Source organism: Methanoregula sp. (assembly GCF_023227875.1).
In the GTDB taxonomy this organism is placed as follows: Archaea; Halobacteriota; Methanomicrobia; order Methanomicrobiales; family Methanospirillaceae; genus Methanoregula.
In genome coordinates this window covers 139,995-161,854 of the sequence record NZ_JALOCH010000007.1, presented here as the reverse complement: position 1 = coordinate 161,854, position 21,860 = coordinate 139,995, and the positions used below count along the sequence as shown (strand labels likewise).

Sequence of the window (21,860 nt, the reverse complement as noted above, 5' to 3'; positions counted from 1 at the left end):
CCGGGCAGTGCCCGTTATCAAAAGAAAATTATTCCATCACGACGGTTATATGGCTGTCGTTTTCATTCGGGGATGGTTCCTGTTACGGATCACCGAACCGGTATTTCCCTTCCGGCACCTTGATCTCGAACCGTGCCCCGGCACCCGGTTCTCCGGTCTCTGTTATGGCGATGTCCGTGATCGAGAGGATCTCCCGGGCAAGGAAGAGGCTGGTGTCGTCGTTTTTCTGGTATCCCCGCCCAAAGATCTTCTCCTTGTCTGCTGCCGGGATGCCGGGGCCGTCATCCTCGATCAGGATCGTGATACTCTTGTCCGTATTGTTCCGGTACGTGACGGAGACCTTCGTTGCCCCGGCCGTGTGCACGACCATGTTTTCCATAATCGTTAAAAAGACATTTTCCAATAACGGATCGGCATAGATCTCAAGGCCGTCCAGGGTCACGGTCCGTGAGATCCGGGAAAAGTCCAGGTGGGAGATTGCATTGATCAGGGTATAGTTCACATCATGCCAGCGGGGCTGGCTCATCCCCATGTCCTGGTATTTTTTTGCAAAGCGCAATGAATTCCTGACCGTAAGAAGGGTGGCCTCCGCTTTTACCAGGTACCCGGCCAGGACGTCTCCCGACCCGGCTCTCTTTGCCAGGTCCATATAGCCATTGAGGGCGAAGACCCCGCTCTGGATATCCTGGAAGGTGAGCGTGTTCAGGACGTTTAATTTTTTTCTTGCCTGGAGGAGCGCCTGTTCGCTCTTCCCGAGTTCCTGGTAATGGAACCGCAGTTCCTCTTCTATCGTGGCCAGTTCCTCGTAGGCAGCCTGGAGGTCTTCATTTTTCTGGGACAGCTGGGCCTCTGTCCGCTTGCGGTTCGCGACCTCTGCCTGGAGTTCTTCATTCTGCCGGAACAGTTCTTCGGTCTTCCTCCGGACTTCGCGCCGGAGAATAACGCTCATGATCACGAAGAGAGCGGCGAGGCCGGCGATGATGGCAAGGCCCCACAGGACATAGGCTGGAATAATCCCGCTTGCACCTTTCATGCCAAACCATTTCTGCATCAGCTGGCTGTACGTTGAGGAAGGATCGGCCTTTCCTTCGGCAATGTAGCGGTCGATGGCAAAAAGGACGTCCTGGTTCTTTCCTTTTGGCACTGCAAAAACAAGTGACGAAGGATTGAACATCACGGAAGTCTCGGAGAGGCCGTATTTGTTGGCAGACTGCTCGCCTGCCAGGCTGAACGTGACCACGGCATCCGCTTCTCCTGCTGCAGTCCCGGAAAAGACCTCGTCCAGGGAATCCTTTTCAATGTACGTGGCATTGATATTGAACTTCCTGGCATACTCCTTAAAGGCGATCCCGTTGATATCCCCTTTGAGCAGGGCGACCCGTTTCCCGTCAAGGTCAAGGATCGTCGCGATACCGGCCCCGCGGTGGGCATACACCTGCGACCATGCAGAAAGTGTGGACTCATGACTGAAGTTATAGGACTTCTCACGCTCAGGAGTAGAGGTCACCCCCATGATAAGATCAATCTCGCCGGAAGCCAGGCGGATCCAGCTCTCCTGGAGCGATCCGGGGACCCAGATGATAGTCCAGCCCTCTTTTGCTGCAAGGTCTTCGATCAGGTCGACAAAAAGGCCCGCCGGCTCGCCCTGCTCATCGGTAAACGTGGAAGGCGGGAGCTCAGAGAGGGCCACCTTTACATCGCGTGCGGCGTCAACGGGAGAGATGAGTGCGAAGAGCAGGAGGATGGCACCCGCCAGGAAAAAGATCCTTCGTACACGGGAAGCCTTCCTGCTTGTATGCAATGGAGAAGCATTCATGCGCAAACCTGCCGCCCTGCCGTGGTGCTGCCGGTATAGTGATGGAACTCCATAATTGGATTGTTTGTGATGGTGTCGCGGGACTTTTATTCTTTTGGTAGACTGCCGTTCCCGAAGGGAAGGGCAGGCTGGAGAAGAATCCGAAGGATTCTTCGACTAGCTCCTACTGAAGAACATTAAAAGGGGGAGATAATATCCCCTGGATTCTTCGACTAGCTCCTACTGAAGAACATTAAAAGGGGGAGATAATATCCCCTGGATTCTTCGACTAGCTCCCACTGAAGAACATTAAAAGGGGGAGATAATATCCCCTGGATTCTTCGACTAGCTCCCATTAAAGAACACAAAAAGGAGGTGATTATATCATCCGAAAAAAGTTTTTTTTAAAGGAGCGGGAATGTGGTACGCAGGGAAGATTAAAAAAAGACTTTCAGCGGCTCCGGACATACAAATAATCCGTGATAACTGCCGGTTTTTTTTCACTCACCAGCGGGTTTATGTCCCATCCGGAGCAACCTCCCGTATACATGCCCGGACAAACCATTTCACCAGAAGATTACCCGAGGAGCCACTAGAATGGTTTTTTCCCTTGCAACAGAACGGCTGCTTCTCGATGACCTGACCCTGGAAGATCTCGCCAGCATCCAGCGCATTGCCCGGGACCGCAATATCATGAAGTACGTCCTGATCTGGCTGGAGAACGATGAGCAGGTCGCTGCGTTCCTCAGGCACGCGATCGATGCATCGCAGCGGGAAGACCGGATGGATTACCAGCTCGCGGTCCGGATACCGGGAACGGGAGCATTTGCCGGACTTGTCTTCATCGAAATCGATCCCGACCAGATATCCACCGCGGAAGTTGGCTGTGTCCTGCTGCCGGAGTACTGGAAGAACGGGTACGCATCGGAGATTCTCCGGGCGCTTCTCGCGTTCGGGTTCGACAAACTATCCCTGCACCGGGTGTACGGGAAGTGTGATGAGCTCAATGTCGCATCGGCCCATGTGCTGGAAAAGGGGGGCCTCGCGTACGAAGGCACGCTCCGCGAGCATGTCTGGCTGCGGGACCACTGGCGGTCGACCCGGTATTATGGGATGCTTGCGGGGGAGTACACGGCTGGCCGATGAGGGATCATTTGGTAACGATTATTGCGGTTCTCGTGCTTCATTATCCTGAATAATTTCAGAAAAAGATAATTATTTATTTTATGATATGGGGAACACATGACATTGCGCGACACGCTGCACCGGGAGATCCCGCGAAAATGGCTCCATGCGATCCTCATCGGCATCGTGTGCGGGATTGCGGCGTACCTGCTCATTGTCAATTTCACGACAGTTTTTTCCACAGCGCAGTGCGGACTCCCGCCCGTGGATATCCAGATCATGAAACTTGGTCCGGATGGCACAGTGCAATGGAAGAACCGGATCGACAGTGGCGAGGACGACCCGGCGTATGAGATTCTCCCCGCTCCCGATGGCGGGTATGTCATTTCAGGACGAAACGATTTCCGGCTCCATCTCCCGGCAGCCCGGCTCATCCGGCTCAACAGCAGCGGGGGAGTGGTTTGGGATCGGTCCTACCCGGAGTACCAAGGCATATTCAGGGATCTCTTCCCGGGCCCGGGCGGAGGGCTCGTTACCAGAGCGATGTCTGCCGGGAAAATCCTTGTCCTGGACGCGGACGGGAACGTCAGCCGCGAGATCCCCATTGCAGACAATGAGTATTCCTCGTTCATTGCACCCGCTCACCATGGCGGGTTCTTTGTGCTGGCAGAAAATCTCAGCAGAAGGAACTCCACGCTGATGAAACTCGGTCCTGATGGCCGCGAACACTGGAGGCGCGATGCCCTTCCCCTCATCGCTCTTCACGAACGATCGCTCCTCCCCGCGTCCGATGGCGGCTGCCTTATCGCGGGATACGCGGATGATGTGCGGGAACTCAATTACTTCCGGTTCGACAGCAGTGGCAGGGTTGTGTGGAATGCAACGCTCGGGCAGTCCTGGGACAACCGGCCGGTCCTGATGGCTGAAGTCCGGCCGGGAATGTTTGATGTTTTTTACGAATCAGCCCGGATGTCCGGCACGCCACCGGTGAATATCATGGAAACATTTTCCGTCACGTTCGATGACAACGGCACGGTCCTGCAGCAGCGGATGCCGGATATTTCCCCGCCCATTGCAAAGACCTCCGGGCAGGAGTACCTTGCCGCCCGGTTCCGCGGGAAGGATGCAGGATCGTCGTACGGTTATGGCACCCCGCATCTTATCGTGAGGATGAGGGATGACGGGCAGTTTGTATGGCAGACGCCGGTTCCTTCTGACTGGAACGGGGTCATCCGGATTGCCCCGACTCCCGACGGAGGCGCTGTCGTGCTTGGTTCCAGTATACAGGGACCAAAGGCATTCTCCTGCCTGGGATGAGGAGGGCTCTTCGTCGGAGACCTCCTGCAAAAGCGTGTCACACACTCTTCCCATTTTCATTCTCCGACATCCGACTGGTTATCCGACCAGGAGGAGGAGAAGAAATCATCAGATTTCTTCGACCTGAAAACAAAGATCCGGCGCTCATCCGGCCACGTCCCAAATCTTGTGGCAGACCCCAGATACCCACAGAACGCATCTATGTGCGTCTTTTTGCAGGGTGATTTTCTTCCGGATTCTCAGGCATTTGCCGGTGTCTGTATTTGGGAGAGATCGTGCAGCCAAAGAGGCCTAAAGAGACATGTTTCCGGGCGCAATCTGCCTGCTTTTACGGCCATCCGGGCCGGAAATGGCCGAATCTTAAAATAATGGACATGGTATTTCGTCATTAAGACATGAAAAAGGGCCCGGGAAGGGGAAACGGGGGTTAAAATGGTCTCCGTTGCGCAGGGAAGGGATCTTCGAAGGGCCGGATAGGTGTTTCTCACAACCGCCAAAGTCCCCGGGGGGAGTTCATCCCCCCGCTGTCGTCCGGTGACAAAAATAAAAATAAATATTTTTTTCAATCAATAATTCCAAAGACTTCCTCCGGTCGGATACCATGGAACGATTAAAAATCGCGATTGCATTGATCCTTATCGTCATTGCAGGCATCCTTGTCGCGTTCGTGTTCAACGTGAACCTTCCCGGAATCGCGCGGTATTCCCATTCCCTCAGCCAGTACCCCCCAGAAGATGATGCCACGCTCTGGGAAAAAGCGGCATGGGAAAAGAATCACGGGAACGTTCCCCAGTGCGGGTATTTTGCCGAATCACAGGGGCCTGTTGTCCTGTACCCGTCATCTGTTATAACGATCTCCACTATCTCGTTCCGGTTCAGCCTGGCACCGGGGGAGCCGACGCACGAAATCTCGAATATTACATACACCCTCTCAAACCGCTATGCGATGAAGACCGTCCGGGCCGGTGACCCGGGTGTCAGGGTGACCTGCCAGCCAAAGATCCTGTTGCCGGGAATGCTTCCGGGCGATCTCCACAACACAATCCTGGAAGGTGACGAGACAGCAACCGTTGAACTGGATATGGAAAAGATGGGCCCCGGTACACCGGTACTGGGCCCGAACCAGAAGTTCGTGATCGACATTGTTCCTGCGGATAATTGCAGCCGTGATTTCATCATCATGGGTACGACGCCACTCGCCTTCCTGCCCGGGACACCGATTGAAATGTCAGGGAGATTCTAGACTCAGGAGCTTTTTAATGAAACTCCACGATCTCCTTAAAAAAAATCCGGTGTTCCCATGATAGTGAGCCGGGAATTTTTTTCCTTCATGGTTATCGTCATCAGCAGCATCATGGTTGCCGGGTGCACCCTGTCACCCTCTGCGCCGGGTATTCCTGCCGGAAATATGACCGTCTCCACAACACCGGCTCCTCTGTCAGTAATTCCCCTTATCACAAATCTGGCACCAGTCCAGTTATCTGAGGATTGTAACCGAACCATTCCTTCAGGCAACGGGGAACCGTTCATCCTGATCAATCCCATCTCTCATCATTATATCGGCGATACCATCACGTTTGATGGGGTTACCAGTCTGCCGGCTGGTGAAACAATTTCTCTCGTAATATTTGAAGCCGTTTATCACTCGTGCCCTAAGAGTCAGATCGCGATTGACGATTCAGTTCGTCACTGTCATAGTGGTCTGCGCGATACGGTTGTGGTCAGTTCCGGAAATTGTGGCATCGGTACCTGGTCATGGGAGGTGAATACTTCACAGCATGACTTTGTCAAAGATCAGGGGTATTTCATTTCCGCCAGCGGGGGAGGAGATCGCTTCGTGGAAAATACCAGTTTTTTCACGGTCAGTGGCATCCCAAAATCCAACATCACCCTCAACCTTCCGGAGAATGATCCACATGAAAATGCTATCCGGTTCTCCGGCCAGGTGAATAACGGCAATGGCCAGAACGAAACACTGCACCTCACCATCTCTTCAGATTCCGGTAAACAGGTGAGTTGCACGATTCCCGTATCTCACGATGAAACAGGGTATTATTGGAATTATTCCCTGAAGAAGTCCGATATAGTCCCATATAATTTTCTCACGGTAAATGTGAGCTCGGCAACCAGCCCGGAGATCAGCATTGAGAGGATCTTCCTGTACAATAATGAGCCGGTGTATTACCCGTACGATCCTTACGGTCCCTGAAATCCGCAATCAACTGCTTGGAATGCCGGAAATCAAATCAATGCGGTGAATTTTTTCCGGAACTGATCGACCTTCGATGTAGTTAACCGGTCCGTGAAATCGCGGAGGTCTGCATTGAACGATTCAGCGGTCCGGACAAGCGCAACCACGTCTTCACGGACCGGAGCGGACGATACATAGTACTGCTTGTCGATCCGTTCGCTTTTTGCATTCTCGATTTCTGCATTGTCCCACCCATACACTTCCTTAAGCAGAATGATCGCCGCTGTATGGTTCTCGCACTTGATACCGGTGGCAAAGAACAGCGCCATGACAGAATAATACATGCTGTAATATGCCATGGAAACGGATTGTTCGAAGAGAGCGTTGTCGAGCAGCAATCGTGCCGAGACGAGATGGCTCTCCGCCTTTTTCAGGTACGCGGCCTTCATCTCGTTGCTGGGAGATACCAGCTGAAGGACTCCCTCTTTGTGCAGCCTTTTAAAAAGTGCATTCCGCGACAACCGTGCCACCTGCCGGGATCCGGTTCAGGCCCTGAACCGGCCCGTTCTTTCAAAGTATAGTTCAACGCCCCGGATAATAACATGGTCTTTCATAATCTCGCGGATAAGCAAGTCGTCCATATCAAACCGGCCGGTCTTCACGCTGAGCAGGGAATGTTTTTGTTCGAGCTGTTTTTTTCTGTCGGGATCAATAGTCTCAAGAAAAATATCGATGTCGCTCTCTTTTGTTGCAAGACCTTTGGCATAACTCCCAAAAAGGATCGCGAGTGATATGTCTGGCATCTCGTAAACAGCCTGGAATATTCCCCGCAGGACCGGGTACCTGCTGATGACTATAGACTGCCTGTACAGCTCGGCAATCATGGCTGCGCTCCGGCCTTCGATGCTCCGCTTGATCGTGTAGGTCTTGTTCTTTCCCTCTGTCCGGAAATCCACGACATTTACCTGTTCGAGATCCCGGAGTTTCCGCAGGACCGTGACATGGTTGGTCGCGAGTCTATCTGCGATTGCCCGGGGATGGAGATCCTCTCTTAAGAGGGTTGCAACGATCTCATTGGTTAAATTTTGTTCCACATGGTTCATTTTTGAACCAATGTATGATAAGGGTTGCGGCGAAGAGGATTTCTGGTTACAGGTGGGATCGTATCCCTCGATATGGTGGGCTCTCCGACGGAGAATTCCCGGGAGCACGTACCCGTCACCAGCCCAAATTTCATTCTCCGACGTGAAAATGAAGATCCGGGGCTCATCCGGTCATGTCCGAAACCTTATGGCATACCTCTAATGCCCACAGAACGCTTCTATGGGCGTCTTTTTGCAGGGTGATTTTCTTCCGGTTTTCGGTCATTTGCCGATGTTTGTATCCGGGGGAGATCGTGCAACCAAAAGCGCCTATTAGCGCACTTTTCTGGGCGCAATTTACAATGATTTGCGGCAATCGGGAGAAGAATTAAAGGTCTATCAAAATAATTGACACCTTTTTTTGCGAATTACGCAGTTTTTGGGTGATAAGACGGGGAAACGAGGGCTGGGATGGGACCGGATTGGATACTCTCCCTCTCTCTCCGTATTTATACGGAAGAGTGTTCCCCTCGGATAGGGGAACAGGATCACTTTCGCCCCTCAATCCGATATCCTTAATACTCCCGATCCTTCAGATGTAGTTAGGAAATTCTCATGAAGGGATTCGTTCCAACGCCACCATCAATAGTCGATCACATGGTGGCGAAACTTTTTGAAAATAATCTCCCGGACCCAGAAGATAATCTTCTGGATCCCGGCTGCGGGAGGGGTGCCTTCATTGATGGGATTATCCGGTGGTGCGAAAAGAATAACCGGGATGTCCCTCGCATTACCGGTATTGATTCCGATCAAAAACATATCGCCATTGCACAAAAAAAATATTCAGAATTCCCTTCAATAGAGATCCGGCATGAGGATTTTCTTCTGCGGGTTCCTGAAAAATTTAATTTTATTATTGGCAACCCGCCTTATGTTCCCATTACCGGATTAACTGAGCAGGAAAAAAATGTATACCGCACTCTGTTCCAATCGGCAACAGGAAGGTTCGATCTCTATTTCTTTTTCTTTGAACAGGCATTGAACTGTCTCGAAAAAGAGGGAAGGCTCGTCTTTATAACTCCGGAAAAATATCTCTCGGTAAAAAGTGCGTCTCAGCTACGGATTATTCTTTCAGGATACAACATCAATGAGATTGATTTGCTCCACGAGCACTCATTTGGGAATCTTGTTACTTACCCTGCAGTGACCACAATAACTCATAAAAAATCCAATGCGCCAACTACGATAATTTTCCGGGATGGCCAGACCAAACCCGTCCAGTTACCGAAAGACGGAACCTCAGCCTTCCCAGCCCTTTATGGTACACCAAGAGAGAGAGCCGGTTATTGCACACTGGGCGATCTGTGTCTTCGTATCAGTTGCGGGGTAGCAACCGGAGCTGATGCTGTATTTGTTCATAAAAAGAGCGAGATCCCATCAGACCTGAAAACGTATGTGTATCCTACAATAACCGGGAGAGATTTGTCATTTAATTCTTCAAAGGTCCAGTCGGACCTTGAAATGATTACGCCCTATGAAGCGAGCGGGAAATTGATTCCGGAAAGCCAGCTTGGGACATTGAAAACCTTCCTGTTATGGCCGGAAAATCACGACCGCCTGCTGAAGAGGACGTGCACCACTAAAAAACCCTGGTATGCCTTCCATGAAAATCCACCCCTTACCCAGATCCTTCAACGGAAAATCCTCTGTAAGGATATCACGGAAACGCCGTTCTTCCGTATTGACTATTCAGGAAATATCGTTCCCGGTCATTCGGTATATTATATCATTCCGAAGAATCCGGACCTTCTTGAAACACTTCATAATTATCTCAATTCCCATGAGGTCCGGTTGTGGCTGGAGTCGAACTGCCAGCATGCAGCGAACGGATTTCTCCGGTTGCAAAGCACAATATTGAAGCAGATCCCCGTTCCATTCAGCATTCTGGAAAATGACTGGTTATCAAGCCAGAAATTCACCACTCTTCACGCTCCTGAAGATTCCGCTGAGATTGCCGGATAAACGGATGATAGAATGAAAACGCCCTTCGATGAAGTGATTGATCATATTGTGACAGAACACTATCACAATCATCGTCAGGAAACGCATTCCGATCTTGTCAGTCTGGGGATATTCCGGGATCTGATGCAAAAATGTCCGGAACTGCGACATGATATTGATAATCATATCGTCAACCATTGGCTCAATGTGAAATCTCCTACAAAACGGGGAAGGAAGATGGATCTGCTCATCGGTGAGCCTGATGCCACTGGCAATCCTGATCTTCAGAAAGTCAGGATTTGTATCGAAAATAAATCGGTTATTACCGCTCACCGGAATCGTGACGCGAGATTCGATGATCTCTACGAAGTGTTGCAGGATCTTCATGGGATAAAATCCGAAATCATCATGGGAGCCACCGTTATGGTTGGGATGGCTGAACGCGTGCTGAACATCCCTGATGGTGTCAAATCCCATTTCAAAAAACGAGTCCGCGAGTTCGAAGATACGGTTGTGCCTCGATTATCCTCCGGCGATCAAAAATTATGGGAGGATTTCCCTGAGGATATCAGCGAAAACCGGGTGAACGATCCTGTACAGACGATGAAAAAGTTTCAGGCACTTCCCACCCGAAAGATCGGGCTTACTCATGTCAAGGGTTATGATTATATTCTCTATGTCCCGGTCTTCATCGATAATGTGAATCTACCATTTCTTGCCCGGGAGAATAACCTGGGTATCGATATCGATGCCGAGTACCAGAAAATGCTGGAAAGGATCTGTGCTGCGTACCGGACCCGGTGGCATTTGTAAAATTTATTGCGATTCTTCCCACCCCCTGATGGGGGTCGCTCGTCCCGTCTCGTCGGGGCCTCGCAGGGCGAGGGGGGAACATACTTTCTTAATTGGTGGAGAAGTGACTTAGGAACATGGATTAATGAAATGATGTAATATCCATAAAATAGAATCGAAATAGAGGCTAAAATAATTGCCATCGTTAAAATTCGCGATAATAAATGGAGATCAGGATTTATTAAGAATAATTCCGGTACCTACAAAAGTACCCTCGATAATTGATTTTAAAATCTCTACCTTGGGTAATGATTACACAATTAATTATTGGGCATTAGGTCTACAAAAACCGGATTATTACCATACCGATAATGAGATTACCTACCACAGTTCTGTAGAAATAAAAAATAAATTAAAACCCGGTATCATTCATGAAAAAAGTCTGGAATATGGATGTATTAATTATCGGCATTCATTTCCTAAAGTAACGGACATCCAAGTGAATACGGAATTTCCGCTTCCTTTGTTAAAATTATCCATTGGCCTGAAAAGTACCAAAACCTATCATAAAAGAAATGATCATGTTATCTTTAATTTCAGTGATGAATCCATCGCCCCAATTAACACTGTCGAACTATATATTGTATCCAAACCGTTTATGGAAAAATTTATGCAGAAATGGCCGATGATTGGTTTATTATGGGCCACCTCAACAATTGATTACTTGATCAAGGGTCCTGAATTAAGTCACCAGTTTCTGCAAAAATTGAATAATGGCCCTAGCATTTTGTTTGATGAGTATACCCCATTCCCTCAATTTAATTTAATCTCGAGATCTTATTTTGATAATAAATTTTCTGAGAACACGATATCATTTTATGAAAATTTTGACTATGTTTCCATTTTAGCAGCAACAAAAATCCAACTGATAGATGAATTAACAAAAGAACCACGATCTCCTATCGCCCCAGCTTTCGCGTTTGATTTAAAACGACAACAAGACCAAGGATATCCCAAAAAAGAAATTGAGATGTGGAATAAATTTTTCAGAGAGTCGACCAAGAAAATTGATCGCTTGGGAATTCACAGAACCTGGTTTTGTATTCCCATATAGTCGAAAAACAAGACGTCTTGACGCGTTGCGATGATTTGAGGTCATTGAACTTCTTCTTGCAGCATGTTTCGTTACAGGAGCGCCCTGCGGGGCGGTTGCTAATCGCAATTGTAATAGCAATTCGTTCTCCTTCAATATTATCTGAAAATCCCGCCCCCACCTCACGATCACCTTTATTTCCCTTGCCATCAATATTTACAGACCCAAGCTTGGAACCCGTTTATACGGGACGGCATGGTGCAAAGACTATGGCAGAAGTGGTCGAGGTTTTAGTACCCGGCGGAAAGGCAACGGCAGGTCCCCCATTAGGACCGTCGCTTGGGCCCCTCGGTATCAACGTGAAGGCCGTAGTCGACGAGATCAACAAGAAGACCGCATCCTTCAACGGCATGTCGGTCCCTGTCAGGATCGAAGTCGACGCAAAGAAGAACTTCACGCTGACGGTTGGTATCCCACCAACCACGGCACTCATCAAGAAAGAGGCCGGTATCGAGAAAGGTTCCAAAGAGCCCAACGCCATTGTGGCAGGCAACCTGCCATTTGAGGCCGCTGTAAGAATTGCCAACATGAAACTCGAAGGTATGCTCTCGTACGAGCTGAAGACTGCCGTCAAGGAAGTCATCGGCACGTGTGTCAGCGTCGGAGTTACCGTTGACGGCAAGAAACCAAAAGAGGTTCTCGCCCTCATCGCAGAAGGCAAGTACGACAGCGTTCTCGTGAAATAAACAGGAGAAAACCATAGGAGATCGAAAGGTCGAGAGAACTATGGAGGAATCTGATGGTTGATAGGGCTAAGATTTTAGAAGCCGTGAAAACGGCGGTAGAAAAAGCGCCTAAACGCAAATTCTCTGAGAGTATCGATATTACCATCAATCTCAAGAATATCGACATGGCGCAGCCGAAAAATCGTATCGACGAGACGATTATGCTCCCCCACGGATCCGGCGAACCGGTCGCCATCTGTGTCATCGGGAAAGGAGATATCGTCACCCAGGCGAAGGAAGCCAAGGTTGATCTGATCATCGGTCCTGAAGAAGTTGAACGGCTCGGCGGTGAACCCCGCGAAGCCCGGAGAGTTGCGAGCACGTATCGCTACTTCCTTGCAGAAACGGCGGTCATGCCCGGTGTCGGCCGGTACTTAGGTCCCCGTCTGGGACCACGGGGCAGAATGCCTATGCCGATCGCCGGTGGCCAGGACATCCGCCCGATTGTCGAGCGTCTCCGCAACTCGGTGAAGATCCGTACGAAAGACAAGACGGTCTTCTCCACCAAGGTCGGGACCACGGCAATGAAGCCGGAGCAGGTCGCTGAGAACATCGAAACGATCGTCAAAAGGATCGAGTCTGTACTTGAACAGGGTCCGCTGAACGTCCGGTCCGTCTTCGTCAAGACCACGATGGGTCCCGCAGTGAGGATGGAATAATGGCGTTATACACCCACCACCTCCCCGCGTGGAAGAAGGACGAGGTCGCTGACATCAAGAAGAACGCAAAGGAGTACAAGCTCATCGGGCTTGTCGACATGTACGGTATCCCCGCACAGCAGGTGCAGCAGATCCGCCGGAACCTCCGCGGAAAGGCTGTCATCAAGGTGACGAGGAACACCCTCATCGAGCACGCGTTCAACGACATCGGGGGGGACGTCAAGAACTTAACAAAGTTCATCTCCGGTCACTCGGCGATTATCTTCACGAACGACAACCCCTTCAGGCTCTTCAAGCAGCTGGAGAAGACCAAGACCAAGATGGCGGCAAAGGCCGGCGAAACCGCGCCGGAAGATATCGTCATCCCGGGAGGTCCGACCAGTTTCAAGCCGGGCCCGATTGTCGGTGAACTGCAGCAGGCAGGCATCCCCGCGGCAATTGAAGGCGGCAAGGTCAAGATCAAGGAGACCAAGACGGTCGTCAAGAAGGGTGGCGTCATCTCGGCAAAACTCGCTGCGGTGCTCGTCAAGCTCGACATCAAGCCAATGGACGTAGGACTTGCCCTGCAGGTCGCGTTCCACGAAGGCAGCATTTACGAACCGTCCGTGCTCGGCGTTGACGAGACCGTTATCCTCGGACAGATCCAGCTCGCAAGCCGGCAGGCACTCGCCCTGTCGCTCGAAGCCGCGATCCCGACGAAGGACTCGGTGGCGCCTCTCATGACCAAAGCAGTCAGGGAAGCACGCGGTCTTGCGATCGAGGCAGCGATCTACGAGAAAGACGTTGTCGATGCGATTATCGGTAAAGCCGAGAGAGAAAGCCAGGTCCTCAAGACCCTGGTTAAATAATATTTGAGATTTAACAACACAGGTGAATTACGATGGAGTATATCTACGCAGCACTTCTCCTCCACAAGGCAGGAAAGAAGGTCGATGAGAATGGCGTCAAGGCAGTCCTTACCGCCGCAGGTGTAGCAGCAGACGAATCACGGATCAAGGCACTCATTGCAGCCCTCGAGGGCGTCAACATTGAGGACGCAATCAAGGCAGCAGCAGCAGCCCCGGTCGCAGTCGCAGCAGCACCCGCAGCAGCGGCAGCAGCACCTGCCAAGGCAGAGCACAAGGAAGAGGACAAGAAGGCAGAAGAAGAGAGCGGCATGGCAGGGCTCGGTGCCCTGTTTGGCTAATCTAATTCTCCTTTCTTTCGCAAGAATCGTTCAATCTGTTTTATGAAACTTGTTTAAATCTTCGAAATCCGAGATGTCGAAGACATCGAGGACGAGAAGATTTGCGAAGCAAATCTTCGAATCTTCTTTTTTGTTCTGTTCTATCGTACGTAATGTGGAGTATCGCCGGACTCCCGCCACGATCCTGCCGGTAATACGTGTCCCGCATCAGGGTTCATGGGAAGAATTCCGAGCATGGCAATAACTCTTCAGCCGTGAAAGCCCTGCACCCACTTCAGAATATTATTGCCATCCCGGCCAGCCCCTTTCCCGTGGCATCGAAAATAGTAGTGTGTGATCGTTGTTACCCGGTCCTGGTATTTCATGCAAGAAATTTAAGGACCGGATCCAGATGAGCATATCCGACGAGATGGCCGGCTGAACGCTGCTGCGACAGGTCTCCGCCGTATACCACAAACGATTGTTCCGGGGTATTGCCCGACAAGGTGTTCCAGTACCCAATCTCCTTAAAATAATCGTTGTTTGCCGTTCTTCCGGATTTTATCTCGACGGGGATCAAGTCTTTTCCCCCGGATTCAATGAGGCAGTCGATCTCGTGCCCGTGTTGATCGCGCCAGAAGTACAGGTTGGATTCTTTTCCGTTGTTGAATCGGTATTTTAAGAATTCAGTGATGATCAGCGATTCAAAAAGACCTCCTTTGAGCGAATGGTAACGGATCGTATCTCCATCGGGGATTCCGGCAAGATGTGCAGCAAGGCCGGGATCCGTAAAATATAGTTTTGGCATCTTTATCAATCGTTTATTAAAATTTTTATGATGCGGCCTGATCCTGACGATGATGGATGAGGTTTCAAGGAGGGACAGCCATTCTTTTGCGGTATTGTGCGTAATCCCGCAATCCTGGGCGAGGGAAGAATAATTGACAACCTGCCCGTTTCTGAATGCGCACATCTTTAAAAAGTTCTGGAATGCCGATAGATTCTGGACCTGTTTTAACTGGTGAAGATCGCGTTCAAGGTAGGTCTGGATATATGACGAATAGAAATCCGCGGGCTCAATTGTGGAATTATACAGCCGGGGAAAGAATCCCGTATACAGATAGTCCTCATAGTGCCTGGCCGGTATCCCCTCCCGATGAAGTTCACGCATGGACAGGGGCAATAACCTGACGATCCCCACACGACCGGCGAGGGACTGGGAGATACTTTCCATGAGTAAAAAATTCTGTGAGCCGGTCAGGATGAAGTGCCCGGGTTTGTTATGGGTATCCAGTACGCCCTGGAGATAGGAAAAGAGTGCCGGGACCCGCTGCACTTCATCGAGAATCGCACCGGTACGCTCGTACTGTGCCAGAAACCCCCGGGGGTCCTCCTCTGCAAACGCCCGTGTATCCGGATCTTCCAGAAGGACATAGGGTTTTTTGGGAAATACCTCCCTGACCAGGGTTGTTTTTCCTGACTGCCGGGGTCCGATGACCGATACGGCCGGAAATCCCCGGGCAAGTTCCCTGAGCTTTTTTTCCGCCTCTCGTTTGATCATGCGCAATCTTCACCGTCTCTCTTTGGACAAATTGTAAATAGGATTCTCAATCTGTCCGGTATCTATGGGGTGGCAGGTAATAAAACCTCCCTCTTGATCCTGTCTTAAAAAAAGTGTCTGTCATTGAGGGGTTCACCTGTACCCCGGAGGCGTTGTGGAAGGAGGCCACTTCATCCACTGATGTACGGCCGGGTATCTCCGGAATCTGAAGCCTCCCGCTGAAAACCTATAAGCATATGGCGGTCAAGATCGTTGATAACACGAAGGACCGGGAGTATAATTCCCGCATGGATGGATTCATGAAGAGCACAACCGTTCAGGACCAGGCAGAACTTGATGATATCGTCCGCAGGATAGCGGAGACTGCAAGCCCGGACCGGATCCTGCTCTTCGGCTCTGCAGCCCGGGGTACGACTCACCTCCAAAGCGATCTCGATTTTCTGATAGTGAAGCCTGGCCGGTACAATGCGAGAAAGGTTGCAGGTGCGATCTACCTGAGGATGCGGGGTATCGCCCGCCCTATTGACCTTGTTGTCGTGACCCCGCAGCAGGTGGAGAAGTACCGTAATTCCCCGTTCAGTGTTGTGTATCCGGCATTGCGGGAGGGCAAAGTCGTCTATGAAAGGAAGAAGACGATCGCCAGATAACCCCCGCGAGTGGCTGGCCCGGGCACACAGCTCCCTGGCCCTTGCATCCGCAACAACCCCGGGCGTGCTCTACGAAGATCTCTGTTACCAGGCGCAGCAGGCTGCGGAAAAAGCGCTCAAGGCAGTCTTTGTTGCGGAAAAGATCCCTTATCCCTACACGCATGACCTCAACGCACTCCTTTCAGCGCTCGAACACCATGCGATCCCGGTTCCGGAGAATCTCTGGAATGCCGTCACCCTGACCTCCTACGCGTCTGATACGCGGTATCCCGGTTTCGATATTCCGGTAACGCGGGAGGAATACGCAGAAGCAATCGTGCTGGCACGGGAAATTATCCGGTGGGCCGAGGCCCGGGTCGGATCCCCGTAAGTATCATGGCCGATCCTGATATTGATATCACAAACTGCCATATTCCCGTACCGGAAGAGTCCATACGATCTTTCTGCCGGAAGTGGAATGTTACCCGTTTCCGTTTTTATGGCTCGATCCTGAGGGATGATTTCCGACCTGAAAGTGATGTCGATGTGATGGTGGAGTGTGATCCTGAAGTAAAAATCTCGTTTTCCGATCTGTTGAGCATGCAGGAAGAACTGGAAGCACTTTTCTCCCGGAAGGTGGACCTCGCGGATCGCCGCTCTGTGGAGCAGAGTGAGAATTATATCCGGAAGCACGGGATGTTTTCCGGCAAACCCCCGGTTCTCCGCCAGATGTCCTATCTTCTCGATATGCTCATCTGTGCACGGAAGATCCAGGGAATAACTAAAGAGCAGATCCCGTGATAATTTCAATGAGGACGAGCTGTTATTTCACGCACTCAGTTATTACTGCCGGTGGCTTTCCCTCTCGGCCTCACGGGTCGACATCAATACCCGACAGAAATATCAGGAACTTCCCTGGAATGTTTTTCCGGAGTCAACAACAGAAATTGAATCGGATCCCTATTTTCCGGGTAAACAACAGGTTGATGAGATGACATGGCAGGTTACACCCCGGATTATCCCGCTTCTGGTTGCCATCATCCCAGCTGAAGATGAGATTTGACTGCCGGATGGAGATCTCCCCCAGGTGCTCACCCCATCCACAGGTGCACGACCGGGAATATTTTGGCAAGATACGCCATGTCCGGTTCCCCGGTCATGAAGTGGAGCGCCACGATCAGGGTATAAATCCCGAGCAGTGCATAGAGCAGGTAGCTCACCCCGCCAAATGACCGCTCGTACCGGTTGATCCGGCTGGCCGACCAGAGTGCCTCGATGAGTGCGGCGATCCAGATGACATAGATCAGTATCGTCTGGTAGTGGCTGGTGACAATATTGAACGATACCGCGATGAACGCGATGAAAAACACGAGCCCGGTGAGCGTATCGCCATTGTAGAACTGCCCGAGGCCGGGGCTGGTGGCTGACAGGAGCGCTGAGATATATGGTTTCCGGACAGCAACAACATACGTGTCTGCCTGGTGGATAGATGTGGCATCCAGTTCGTTCTGGTCGTTGAATTTCTTGTGGCACGAACGGCAGAAATACTCCCCGTATGCGACAATCGCCCCGCAATACGGGCAGTGGCGCCCTATCTCTTCCTTGCCCCTCCCCATTAGTGTTATATGAAAAATGCGAGCTTAAATGGGTTTGGATTTTTAGCCCCGGAGAATCCTGCGAATTGAACGATCAAAATGTCCCGGTCATAAAAAAGTCACCTGTACCAGACTGTCAGGCTGCTGCAAGATGACTGATAGGATAGTATGTTGATGCGAAGCATCGGTATTCCTGATGTAGTGGTTATGCGGGATGCACATCAGGAAAAACGTTCATCCTGAACTGAAATGTTGATGAACATACCCCTGAAATACATATATGAAAGGAATTCTTATGGGCAATTATCCAGACGATGAGATTATTTTACTGTTGAAGAATCTCGGGAAGGCGGCTATGACGCCAGGACTTTAAATTATTCCATCTTCACAGAGGCAGATACTTTTGAAGAGTTAAAGGAAATGGGGCATGATGCGGTGTCCTGTCACGTTCCTTAAAAAAAACCGCCCCCGTCTGATCAGGCTTCATCAGGGAAAAGAGGAATTGATATCTCCTGTAGTTTTATGAATCTCTGCCATCAAGCAATCCTGAAAACTCATGAGTGGAATAACAGGGAACGAGGGATTGTCGCTTCAGATGTGCATCATCCGACCAGAGAGGACACTCCAGATGCAGTGCAAGCGCGAGAAAGGGTGAATCCTTTGGATCGTTTGTTTCCATTACCCTGTATGCACCCGGGATTTGATCCTGGTATAACTGTCGGGGAACAACAGTAATGGATTCCAGCAGGAATTTTATTGCGTAATCAAATGAAGGGGCAGTGGATTCTTTTTCTCTCTTCGAACAGATATATTCCCGGAATTTTTCGATCTCGGCAAGCCCGTAATCCGGAAAAAAGAACAAGACCCTCTTATTTTTTAACAGACGGGCTTTAAACGACGTGTCCCTGACAAGAGCACCGATCAGGATATTGGTATCGATTACAATCCGAAGTCTTTCCTTTTCTCGTTCCATACCCGTGCCCTCATGTCCTCGAAAGCCATCATATCCGTAGTATCAGCTGCCAGCTCATCCACGCTTTTTGTAAAAAGCATCCATTTTAAGTGCTCTTCCGCAATGAGATCATTAAGTCGGGCGATGAGACCGGGCAATGGCATATCATCAGGGACTTTAAGGACAATCTCTGTCATTGATACATCATTTTTGTTTTTGGGATAATGAATGTTAGTACCATCACATTTTAGGGAATTACCGCTTGCGATCCCGATGGAGGAGAGGAGTCCCGAGACCTACGCCGCCAGACCGCGACAACGTACATGTCTGCCTGGTGTGTTAACGGGGCGTTCAGTTCGTTCTGGTCGGTGAATTTCCTGTGGCTCGAACGGCAGAAATATTCGCCGGAGACGACAACTGCTCCGCAGTATGGGCAGTGGTGCCCGATCTTTTCTTTCCTGCTCCCCATTAGTGGAATATGAAAGTGGAATATGAAAAATGGGAGGATAAATGGGTTCTGGTTTATGGGCTGGGGGGAATTTGGTGACCGTTTCAAGAATTCTGTCTGGAATCAGGCATACTTTCCCGAATCCCGGTATTTTCAATTTCGTGTTATTTAATAAGCATTTCCCTATAGTTCGCCAGGCTCCTGAAGATTGAACGCTGCTGCAAATGAGACCCCGGGTGACATGGCCAACAGCATTGATCGGGCGGAAATGATATGCCGGTGTTTTAAGAAATTAAAAGATAATATCTGATAGCGAGTTCCCTACCCGCGGATTAAAAGTATCTATTCATACGAGGATGTGACCACGTGCGGTTTGTTGTGACGGGAGGTGCAGGATTCATCGGCTCCCATATTGCGGAGACCCTTGCCCGTCGCGGGGACGAAGTGGTGATCCTTGACAACCTGTTTTCGGGCAGGGTTGAGAACATACAACACCTGCTGGATATACCTGCGGTGACATTCCTGAATGGCAGCATCACCGATCAGCCGTTCCTCCGGAATGCCTGCAAGGGTGCGGACGGCATCTTTCATGAAGCGGCAATAACCTCGGTCCCGCGTTCAGTAAAAGATCCCATCGCATCAAACGATGCAAATGTCAGCGGGACCCTGAATGTCCTCGTGGCGGCACAAAAATGCGGGGTGAATAAAATTGTGTACGCTTCATCCTCTTCAGTGTACGGCGATACCCCCACACTTCCAAAACGTGAGGATATGGTGCCGAACCCCAAGTCCCCGTATGCCATCACGAAACTGGCGGGGGAATATTATCTCAAGGTCTTTCATGAACTGTATGGTATAGACACGGTATCGCTCAGGTACTTCAATGTATTCGGCCCGCGCCAGGACCCGCATTCCGAATACTCTGCCGTGATCCCGAAATTTATCACAAAACTCCTCCATCACGAATCCCCGGTAATTTACGGGGATGGTTCCCAGACCCGGGACTTTACGTACGTGAAAGATGTTGCACAGGCAAATGTCCGGGCAATGGACAGTCCTGCACAAGGGATTTTTAATGTGGCATACGGGAGCAGGATCAGTCTTGTCGAGCTTGCGCACCTCATCATGGAGTCCCTTGGTGAAGAGCAGCCCCTCACGTTTGAGCCCCCGCGATCGGGCGATATCCACGATTCCCTTGCGGCGATTACCGCTGCACAGGATGCATTCGGGTATGCGCCGGAATATACGGTAAAGACCGGTCTTCAGGAGACGATTCAATGGTACCAGAACCAGTAAACGGAAAAACGGTATGTGTGGTGGGTCTGGGGTATGTTGGGACGCCCCTTGCGGAGGCATTTGCGGAGCATGTTCCTACGATTGGGTTCGATATCGATCAGCGCAAAATTGATTCGCTGGTCACTTCCGGATCAAAAATACGGGCAACAACCGATCCGGCTGCAATAAAAGACGCGGATTTTGTCCTCATCTGTGTACCAACACCGGTAACGAAAGCAAAGGACCCGGACCTCGGGCCGGTCAGATCGGCTACAACGACTGTTGGCAGGAACCTCAAGCGGAACGCGATTGTTGTTCTTGAGTCTACCGTGTATCCCGGGGTTACCGAAGAGATTGTTGTGCCCATTCTTGAGAAGGAATCCGGTCTAACGTGTGGGAAAGATTTCTTTGTTGGCTACTCCCCGGAACGGATCAACCCCAACGATGATGCACATACGCTCGATAAGATCACCAAGATTGTTGCCGGGATGGATGAGAAGACTACCGACAGGCTCGTTGAGTTGTATGGCAATGTTACTACGGTTTACCGGGCACCAAATATCAAAACTGCAGAAGCCGCCAAAGTGATCGAGAACATCCAGCGTGACCTGAACATCGCGCTGATGAACGAGCTGGCCCTCATCTTTGGACGCATGGGCCTTGATACCCAGGCTGTGCTCGATGCCGCCGGGACCAAATGGAACTTCCACCCGTACCGCCCGGGGCTTGTTGGGGGCCACTGCATCCCGGTTGATCCGTACTACCTTGTGATGAAGGCCGAGGAGATCGGTTATCATCCCCAGGTGATCCTTGCCGGGCGGGCCATCAATGACTCGATGCCAAAACATGTTGCAGACATGGCAATCAAGGGCCTCAATGAAGTAGGCAAGGTGATCAAGGGTTCCAGGGTCCTGATCATGGGACTTACGTACAAAGAGGATGTGCCGGATACCCGTGAGTCACCGGTCGAAGAGATTGTCCATGAACTCAAAGAGTTCAAGGTGGATGTATATGGATACGATCCACTGCTTTCCGATGAAGTTATCGAGAAGTTTGGGGCAAAACCTCTTTCCCGGCTGGATATGAAGGTCGATGCGGTGATCATTGCGGTGGCGCATTCGCTGTTTAAGGCGATGCCGGTGGAGAGGATCCGGGCGATGATGAACGATCATCCGGTGCTCATTGATGTGAGGGGGATGCTTGCGCAGGATCCCGGGCTGCTTATGGAAGGGTACTACCGGAAATTGTAATATCCGGTAGGATTTTTTACGTTATTTTTTGCAATCCTTTTCATCAAGGCATCTTATCCGTTGTCGTAAAATGACTTTCACTTCTTGCATTACTTTTTTGATAATCGTAAAAAAAGTATAAAAAAAGAATTATCCGATCGTCAATGAC

General features: G+C 50.6%; 25 protein-coding genes. 16 read left to right on the top strand and 9 right to left on the bottom strand.

The genetic code is table 11. The annotated features are described in order from the left end of the window. Positions 1–82: 82 nt before the first annotated feature. The gene (locus tag M0R30_RS09440; protein WP_292546206.1) at positions 83–1,816 is read right to left on the bottom strand and encodes a transporter substrate-binding domain-containing protein; all 1,734 of its coding nucleotides are present in this window, start codon (positions 1,814–1,816) and stop codon (positions 83–85) included. A 576-nt stretch (positions 1,817–2,392) separates the two neighbouring features. On the opposite strand from M0R30_RS09440, the gene M0R30_RS09435 reads away from it, so the two are divergent. From M0R30_RS09435 to M0R30_RS09420, 4 genes are all read left to right on the top strand, one after another. Continuing rightward, on the top strand, positions 2,393–2,941 hold the full coding sequence (locus M0R30_RS09435; protein WP_292546204.1) for a GNAT family protein: 549 nt from the start codon (positions 2,393–2,395) through the stop codon (positions 2,939–2,941). Between the two features lie 96 nt (positions 2,942–3,037). Then, positions 3,038–4,237, top strand: coding sequence for a hypothetical protein (locus M0R30_RS09430; protein ID WP_292546202.1), 1,200 nt, complete (start codon positions 3,038–3,040; stop codon positions 4,235–4,237). Between the two features lie 601 nt (positions 4,238–4,838). After that, a complete protein-coding gene (locus M0R30_RS09425) occupies positions 4,839–5,480 on the top strand; it encodes a hypothetical protein (RefSeq protein WP_292546200.1) in 642 nt (213 codons plus the stop codon). Between the two features lie 87 nt (positions 5,481–5,567). Continuing rightward, entirely contained in the window at positions 5,568–6,446 is an 879-nt protein-coding gene (locus M0R30_RS09420; protein WP_292546197.1) for a hypothetical protein, read from the top strand. A gap of 32 nt (positions 6,447–6,478) precedes the next feature. Here M0R30_RS09420 and M0R30_RS09415 read toward each other — a convergent pair whose 3' ends face one another. Further along, complete coding sequence (locus tag M0R30_RS09415; protein WP_292546195.1) at positions 6,479–6,949, bottom strand: HEPN domain-containing protein; 471 nt, start codon at positions 6,947–6,949, stop codon at positions 6,479–6,481. Between the two features lie 24 nt (positions 6,950–6,973). Beyond that, complete coding sequence (locus tag M0R30_RS09410) at positions 6,974–7,531, bottom strand: nucleotidyltransferase domain-containing protein (protein ID WP_292546193.1); 558 nt, start codon at positions 7,529–7,531, stop codon at positions 6,974–6,976. Positions 7,532–8,125: 594 nt separating this feature from the next. Here M0R30_RS09410 and M0R30_RS09405 point away from each other — a divergent pair. After that, positions 8,126–9,532, top strand: a complete 1,407-nt coding sequence (locus M0R30_RS09405; RefSeq protein WP_292546191.1) for a methyltransferase — start codon at positions 8,126–8,128, stop codon at positions 9,530–9,532. Here the strand turns inward: M0R30_RS09405 and M0R30_RS09400 are convergent. Beyond that, positions 9,473–9,898 carry a hypothetical protein gene (locus M0R30_RS09400; protein WP_292546189.1) on the bottom strand — a complete coding sequence of 142 codons (426 nt, stop codon included), beginning with the start codon at positions 9,896–9,898 and terminating at the stop codon, positions 9,473–9,475. The two genes, M0R30_RS09405 and M0R30_RS09400, sit on opposite strands and share 60 nt — an antisense overlap. Positions 9,899–9,919: 21 nt before the next feature. Between M0R30_RS09400 and M0R30_RS09395 the strand changes: the two genes are divergently transcribed. From M0R30_RS09395 to rpl12p, 6 genes are all read left to right on the top strand, one after another. Next, a complete protein-coding gene (locus M0R30_RS09395) occupies positions 9,920–10,324 on the top strand; it encodes a hypothetical protein (protein ID WP_292546188.1) in 405 nt (134 codons plus the stop codon). A 175-nt stretch (positions 10,325–10,499) separates the two neighbouring features. Then, positions 10,500–11,417, top strand: coding sequence for a hypothetical protein (locus tag M0R30_RS09390; protein WP_292546186.1), 918 nt, complete (start codon positions 10,500–10,502; stop codon positions 11,415–11,417). 248 nt (positions 11,418–11,665) lie between these two features. After that, positions 11,666–12,142: a 50S ribosomal protein L11 gene (locus tag M0R30_RS09385; RefSeq protein WP_292546184.1), complete on the top strand. Its 477-nt coding sequence runs from the start codon at positions 11,666–11,668 to the stop codon at positions 12,140–12,142. A 53-nt stretch (positions 12,143–12,195) separates the two neighbouring features. Next, a complete protein-coding gene (locus M0R30_RS09380; protein WP_292546181.1) occupies positions 12,196–12,840 on the top strand; it encodes a 50S ribosomal protein L1 in 645 nt (214 codons plus the stop codon). Then, the gene (locus M0R30_RS09375; RefSeq protein WP_292546179.1) at positions 12,840–13,688 is read left to right on the top strand and encodes a 50S ribosomal protein L10; all 849 of its coding nucleotides are present in this window, start codon (positions 12,840–12,842) and stop codon (positions 13,686–13,688) included. Before M0R30_RS09380 ends, M0R30_RS09375 begins: the two co-directional genes overlap by 1 nt. A gap of 32 nt (positions 13,689–13,720) precedes the next feature. Beyond that, positions 13,721–14,026 carry a 50S ribosomal protein P1 gene (rpl12p, locus tag M0R30_RS09370; RefSeq protein WP_292546177.1) on the top strand — a complete coding sequence of 102 codons (306 nt, stop codon included), beginning with the start codon at positions 13,721–13,723 and terminating at the stop codon, positions 14,024–14,026. 361 nt (positions 14,027–14,387) lie between these two features. Here the strand turns inward: rpl12p and M0R30_RS09365 are convergent, their stop codons facing one another. Then, a complete protein-coding gene (locus M0R30_RS09365; RefSeq protein WP_292546175.1) occupies positions 14,388–15,566 on the bottom strand; it encodes an ATP-binding protein in 1,179 nt (392 codons plus the stop codon). 236 nt (positions 15,567–15,802) lie between these two features. Between M0R30_RS09365 and M0R30_RS09360 the strand changes: the two genes are divergently transcribed. The 3 genes from M0R30_RS09360 to M0R30_RS09350 are packed head-to-tail and all read left to right on the top strand — an operon-like array spanning position 15,803 to position 16,993. Continuing rightward, on the top strand, positions 15,803–16,213 hold the full coding sequence (locus M0R30_RS09360) for a nucleotidyltransferase domain-containing protein (RefSeq protein WP_292546173.1): 411 nt from the start codon (positions 15,803–15,805) through the stop codon (positions 16,211–16,213). After that, positions 16,185–16,583 (top strand): HEPN domain-containing protein, encoded by a 399-nt coding sequence (locus tag M0R30_RS09355; RefSeq protein ID WP_292546171.1) that lies wholly within the window; start codon positions 16,185–16,187, stop codon positions 16,581–16,583. The genes M0R30_RS09360 and M0R30_RS09355 overlap by 29 nt, the downstream gene beginning before the upstream one ends. Before the next feature lie 5 nt (positions 16,584–16,588). After that, the gene (locus M0R30_RS09350) at positions 16,589–16,993 is read left to right on the top strand and encodes a nucleotidyltransferase domain-containing protein (protein WP_292546169.1); all 405 of its coding nucleotides are present in this window, start codon (positions 16,589–16,591) and stop codon (positions 16,991–16,993) included. A gap of 290 nt (positions 16,994–17,283) precedes the next feature. Here the strand turns inward: M0R30_RS09350 and M0R30_RS09345 are convergent, their stop codons facing one another. The 4 genes from M0R30_RS09345 to M0R30_RS09330 all read right to left on the bottom strand — a co-directional run bounded on the left by M0R30_RS09345 (position 17,284) and on the right by M0R30_RS09330 (position 19,208). Next, on the bottom strand, positions 17,284–17,808 hold the full coding sequence (locus M0R30_RS09345; protein ID WP_292546167.1) for a hypothetical protein: 525 nt from the start codon (positions 17,806–17,808) through the stop codon (positions 17,284–17,286). Between the two features lie 499 nt (positions 17,809–18,307). Further along, on the bottom strand, positions 18,308–18,760 hold the full coding sequence (locus M0R30_RS09340) for a PIN domain-containing protein (RefSeq protein WP_292546165.1): 453 nt from the start codon (positions 18,758–18,760) through the stop codon (positions 18,308–18,310). Continuing rightward, positions 18,727–18,936 (bottom strand): hypothetical protein, encoded by a 210-nt coding sequence (locus M0R30_RS09335; protein WP_292546163.1) that lies wholly within the window; start codon positions 18,934–18,936, stop codon positions 18,727–18,729. The genes M0R30_RS09340 and M0R30_RS09335 overlap by 34 nt, the downstream gene beginning before the upstream one ends. A gap of 50 nt (positions 18,937–18,986) precedes the next feature. Next, positions 18,987–19,208: a hypothetical protein gene (locus M0R30_RS09330; protein ID WP_292546161.1), complete on the bottom strand. Its 222-nt coding sequence runs from the start codon at positions 19,206–19,208 to the stop codon at positions 18,987–18,989. Between the two features lie 345 nt (positions 19,209–19,553). On the opposite strand from M0R30_RS09330, the gene M0R30_RS09325 reads away from it, so the two are divergent. Both M0R30_RS09325 and M0R30_RS09320 read left to right on the top strand, forming a co-directional pair. Beyond that, on the top strand, positions 19,554–20,483 hold the full coding sequence (locus tag M0R30_RS09325; RefSeq protein ID WP_292546159.1) for an SDR family oxidoreductase: 930 nt from the start codon (positions 19,554–19,556) through the stop codon (positions 20,481–20,483). After that, on the top strand, positions 20,465–21,712 hold the full coding sequence (locus M0R30_RS09320) for a nucleotide sugar dehydrogenase (protein ID WP_292546157.1): 1,248 nt from the start codon (positions 20,465–20,467) through the stop codon (positions 21,710–21,712). The genes M0R30_RS09325 and M0R30_RS09320 overlap by 19 nt, the downstream gene beginning before the upstream one ends. The last annotated feature ends 148 nt before the right edge of the window (positions 21,713–21,860 follow it).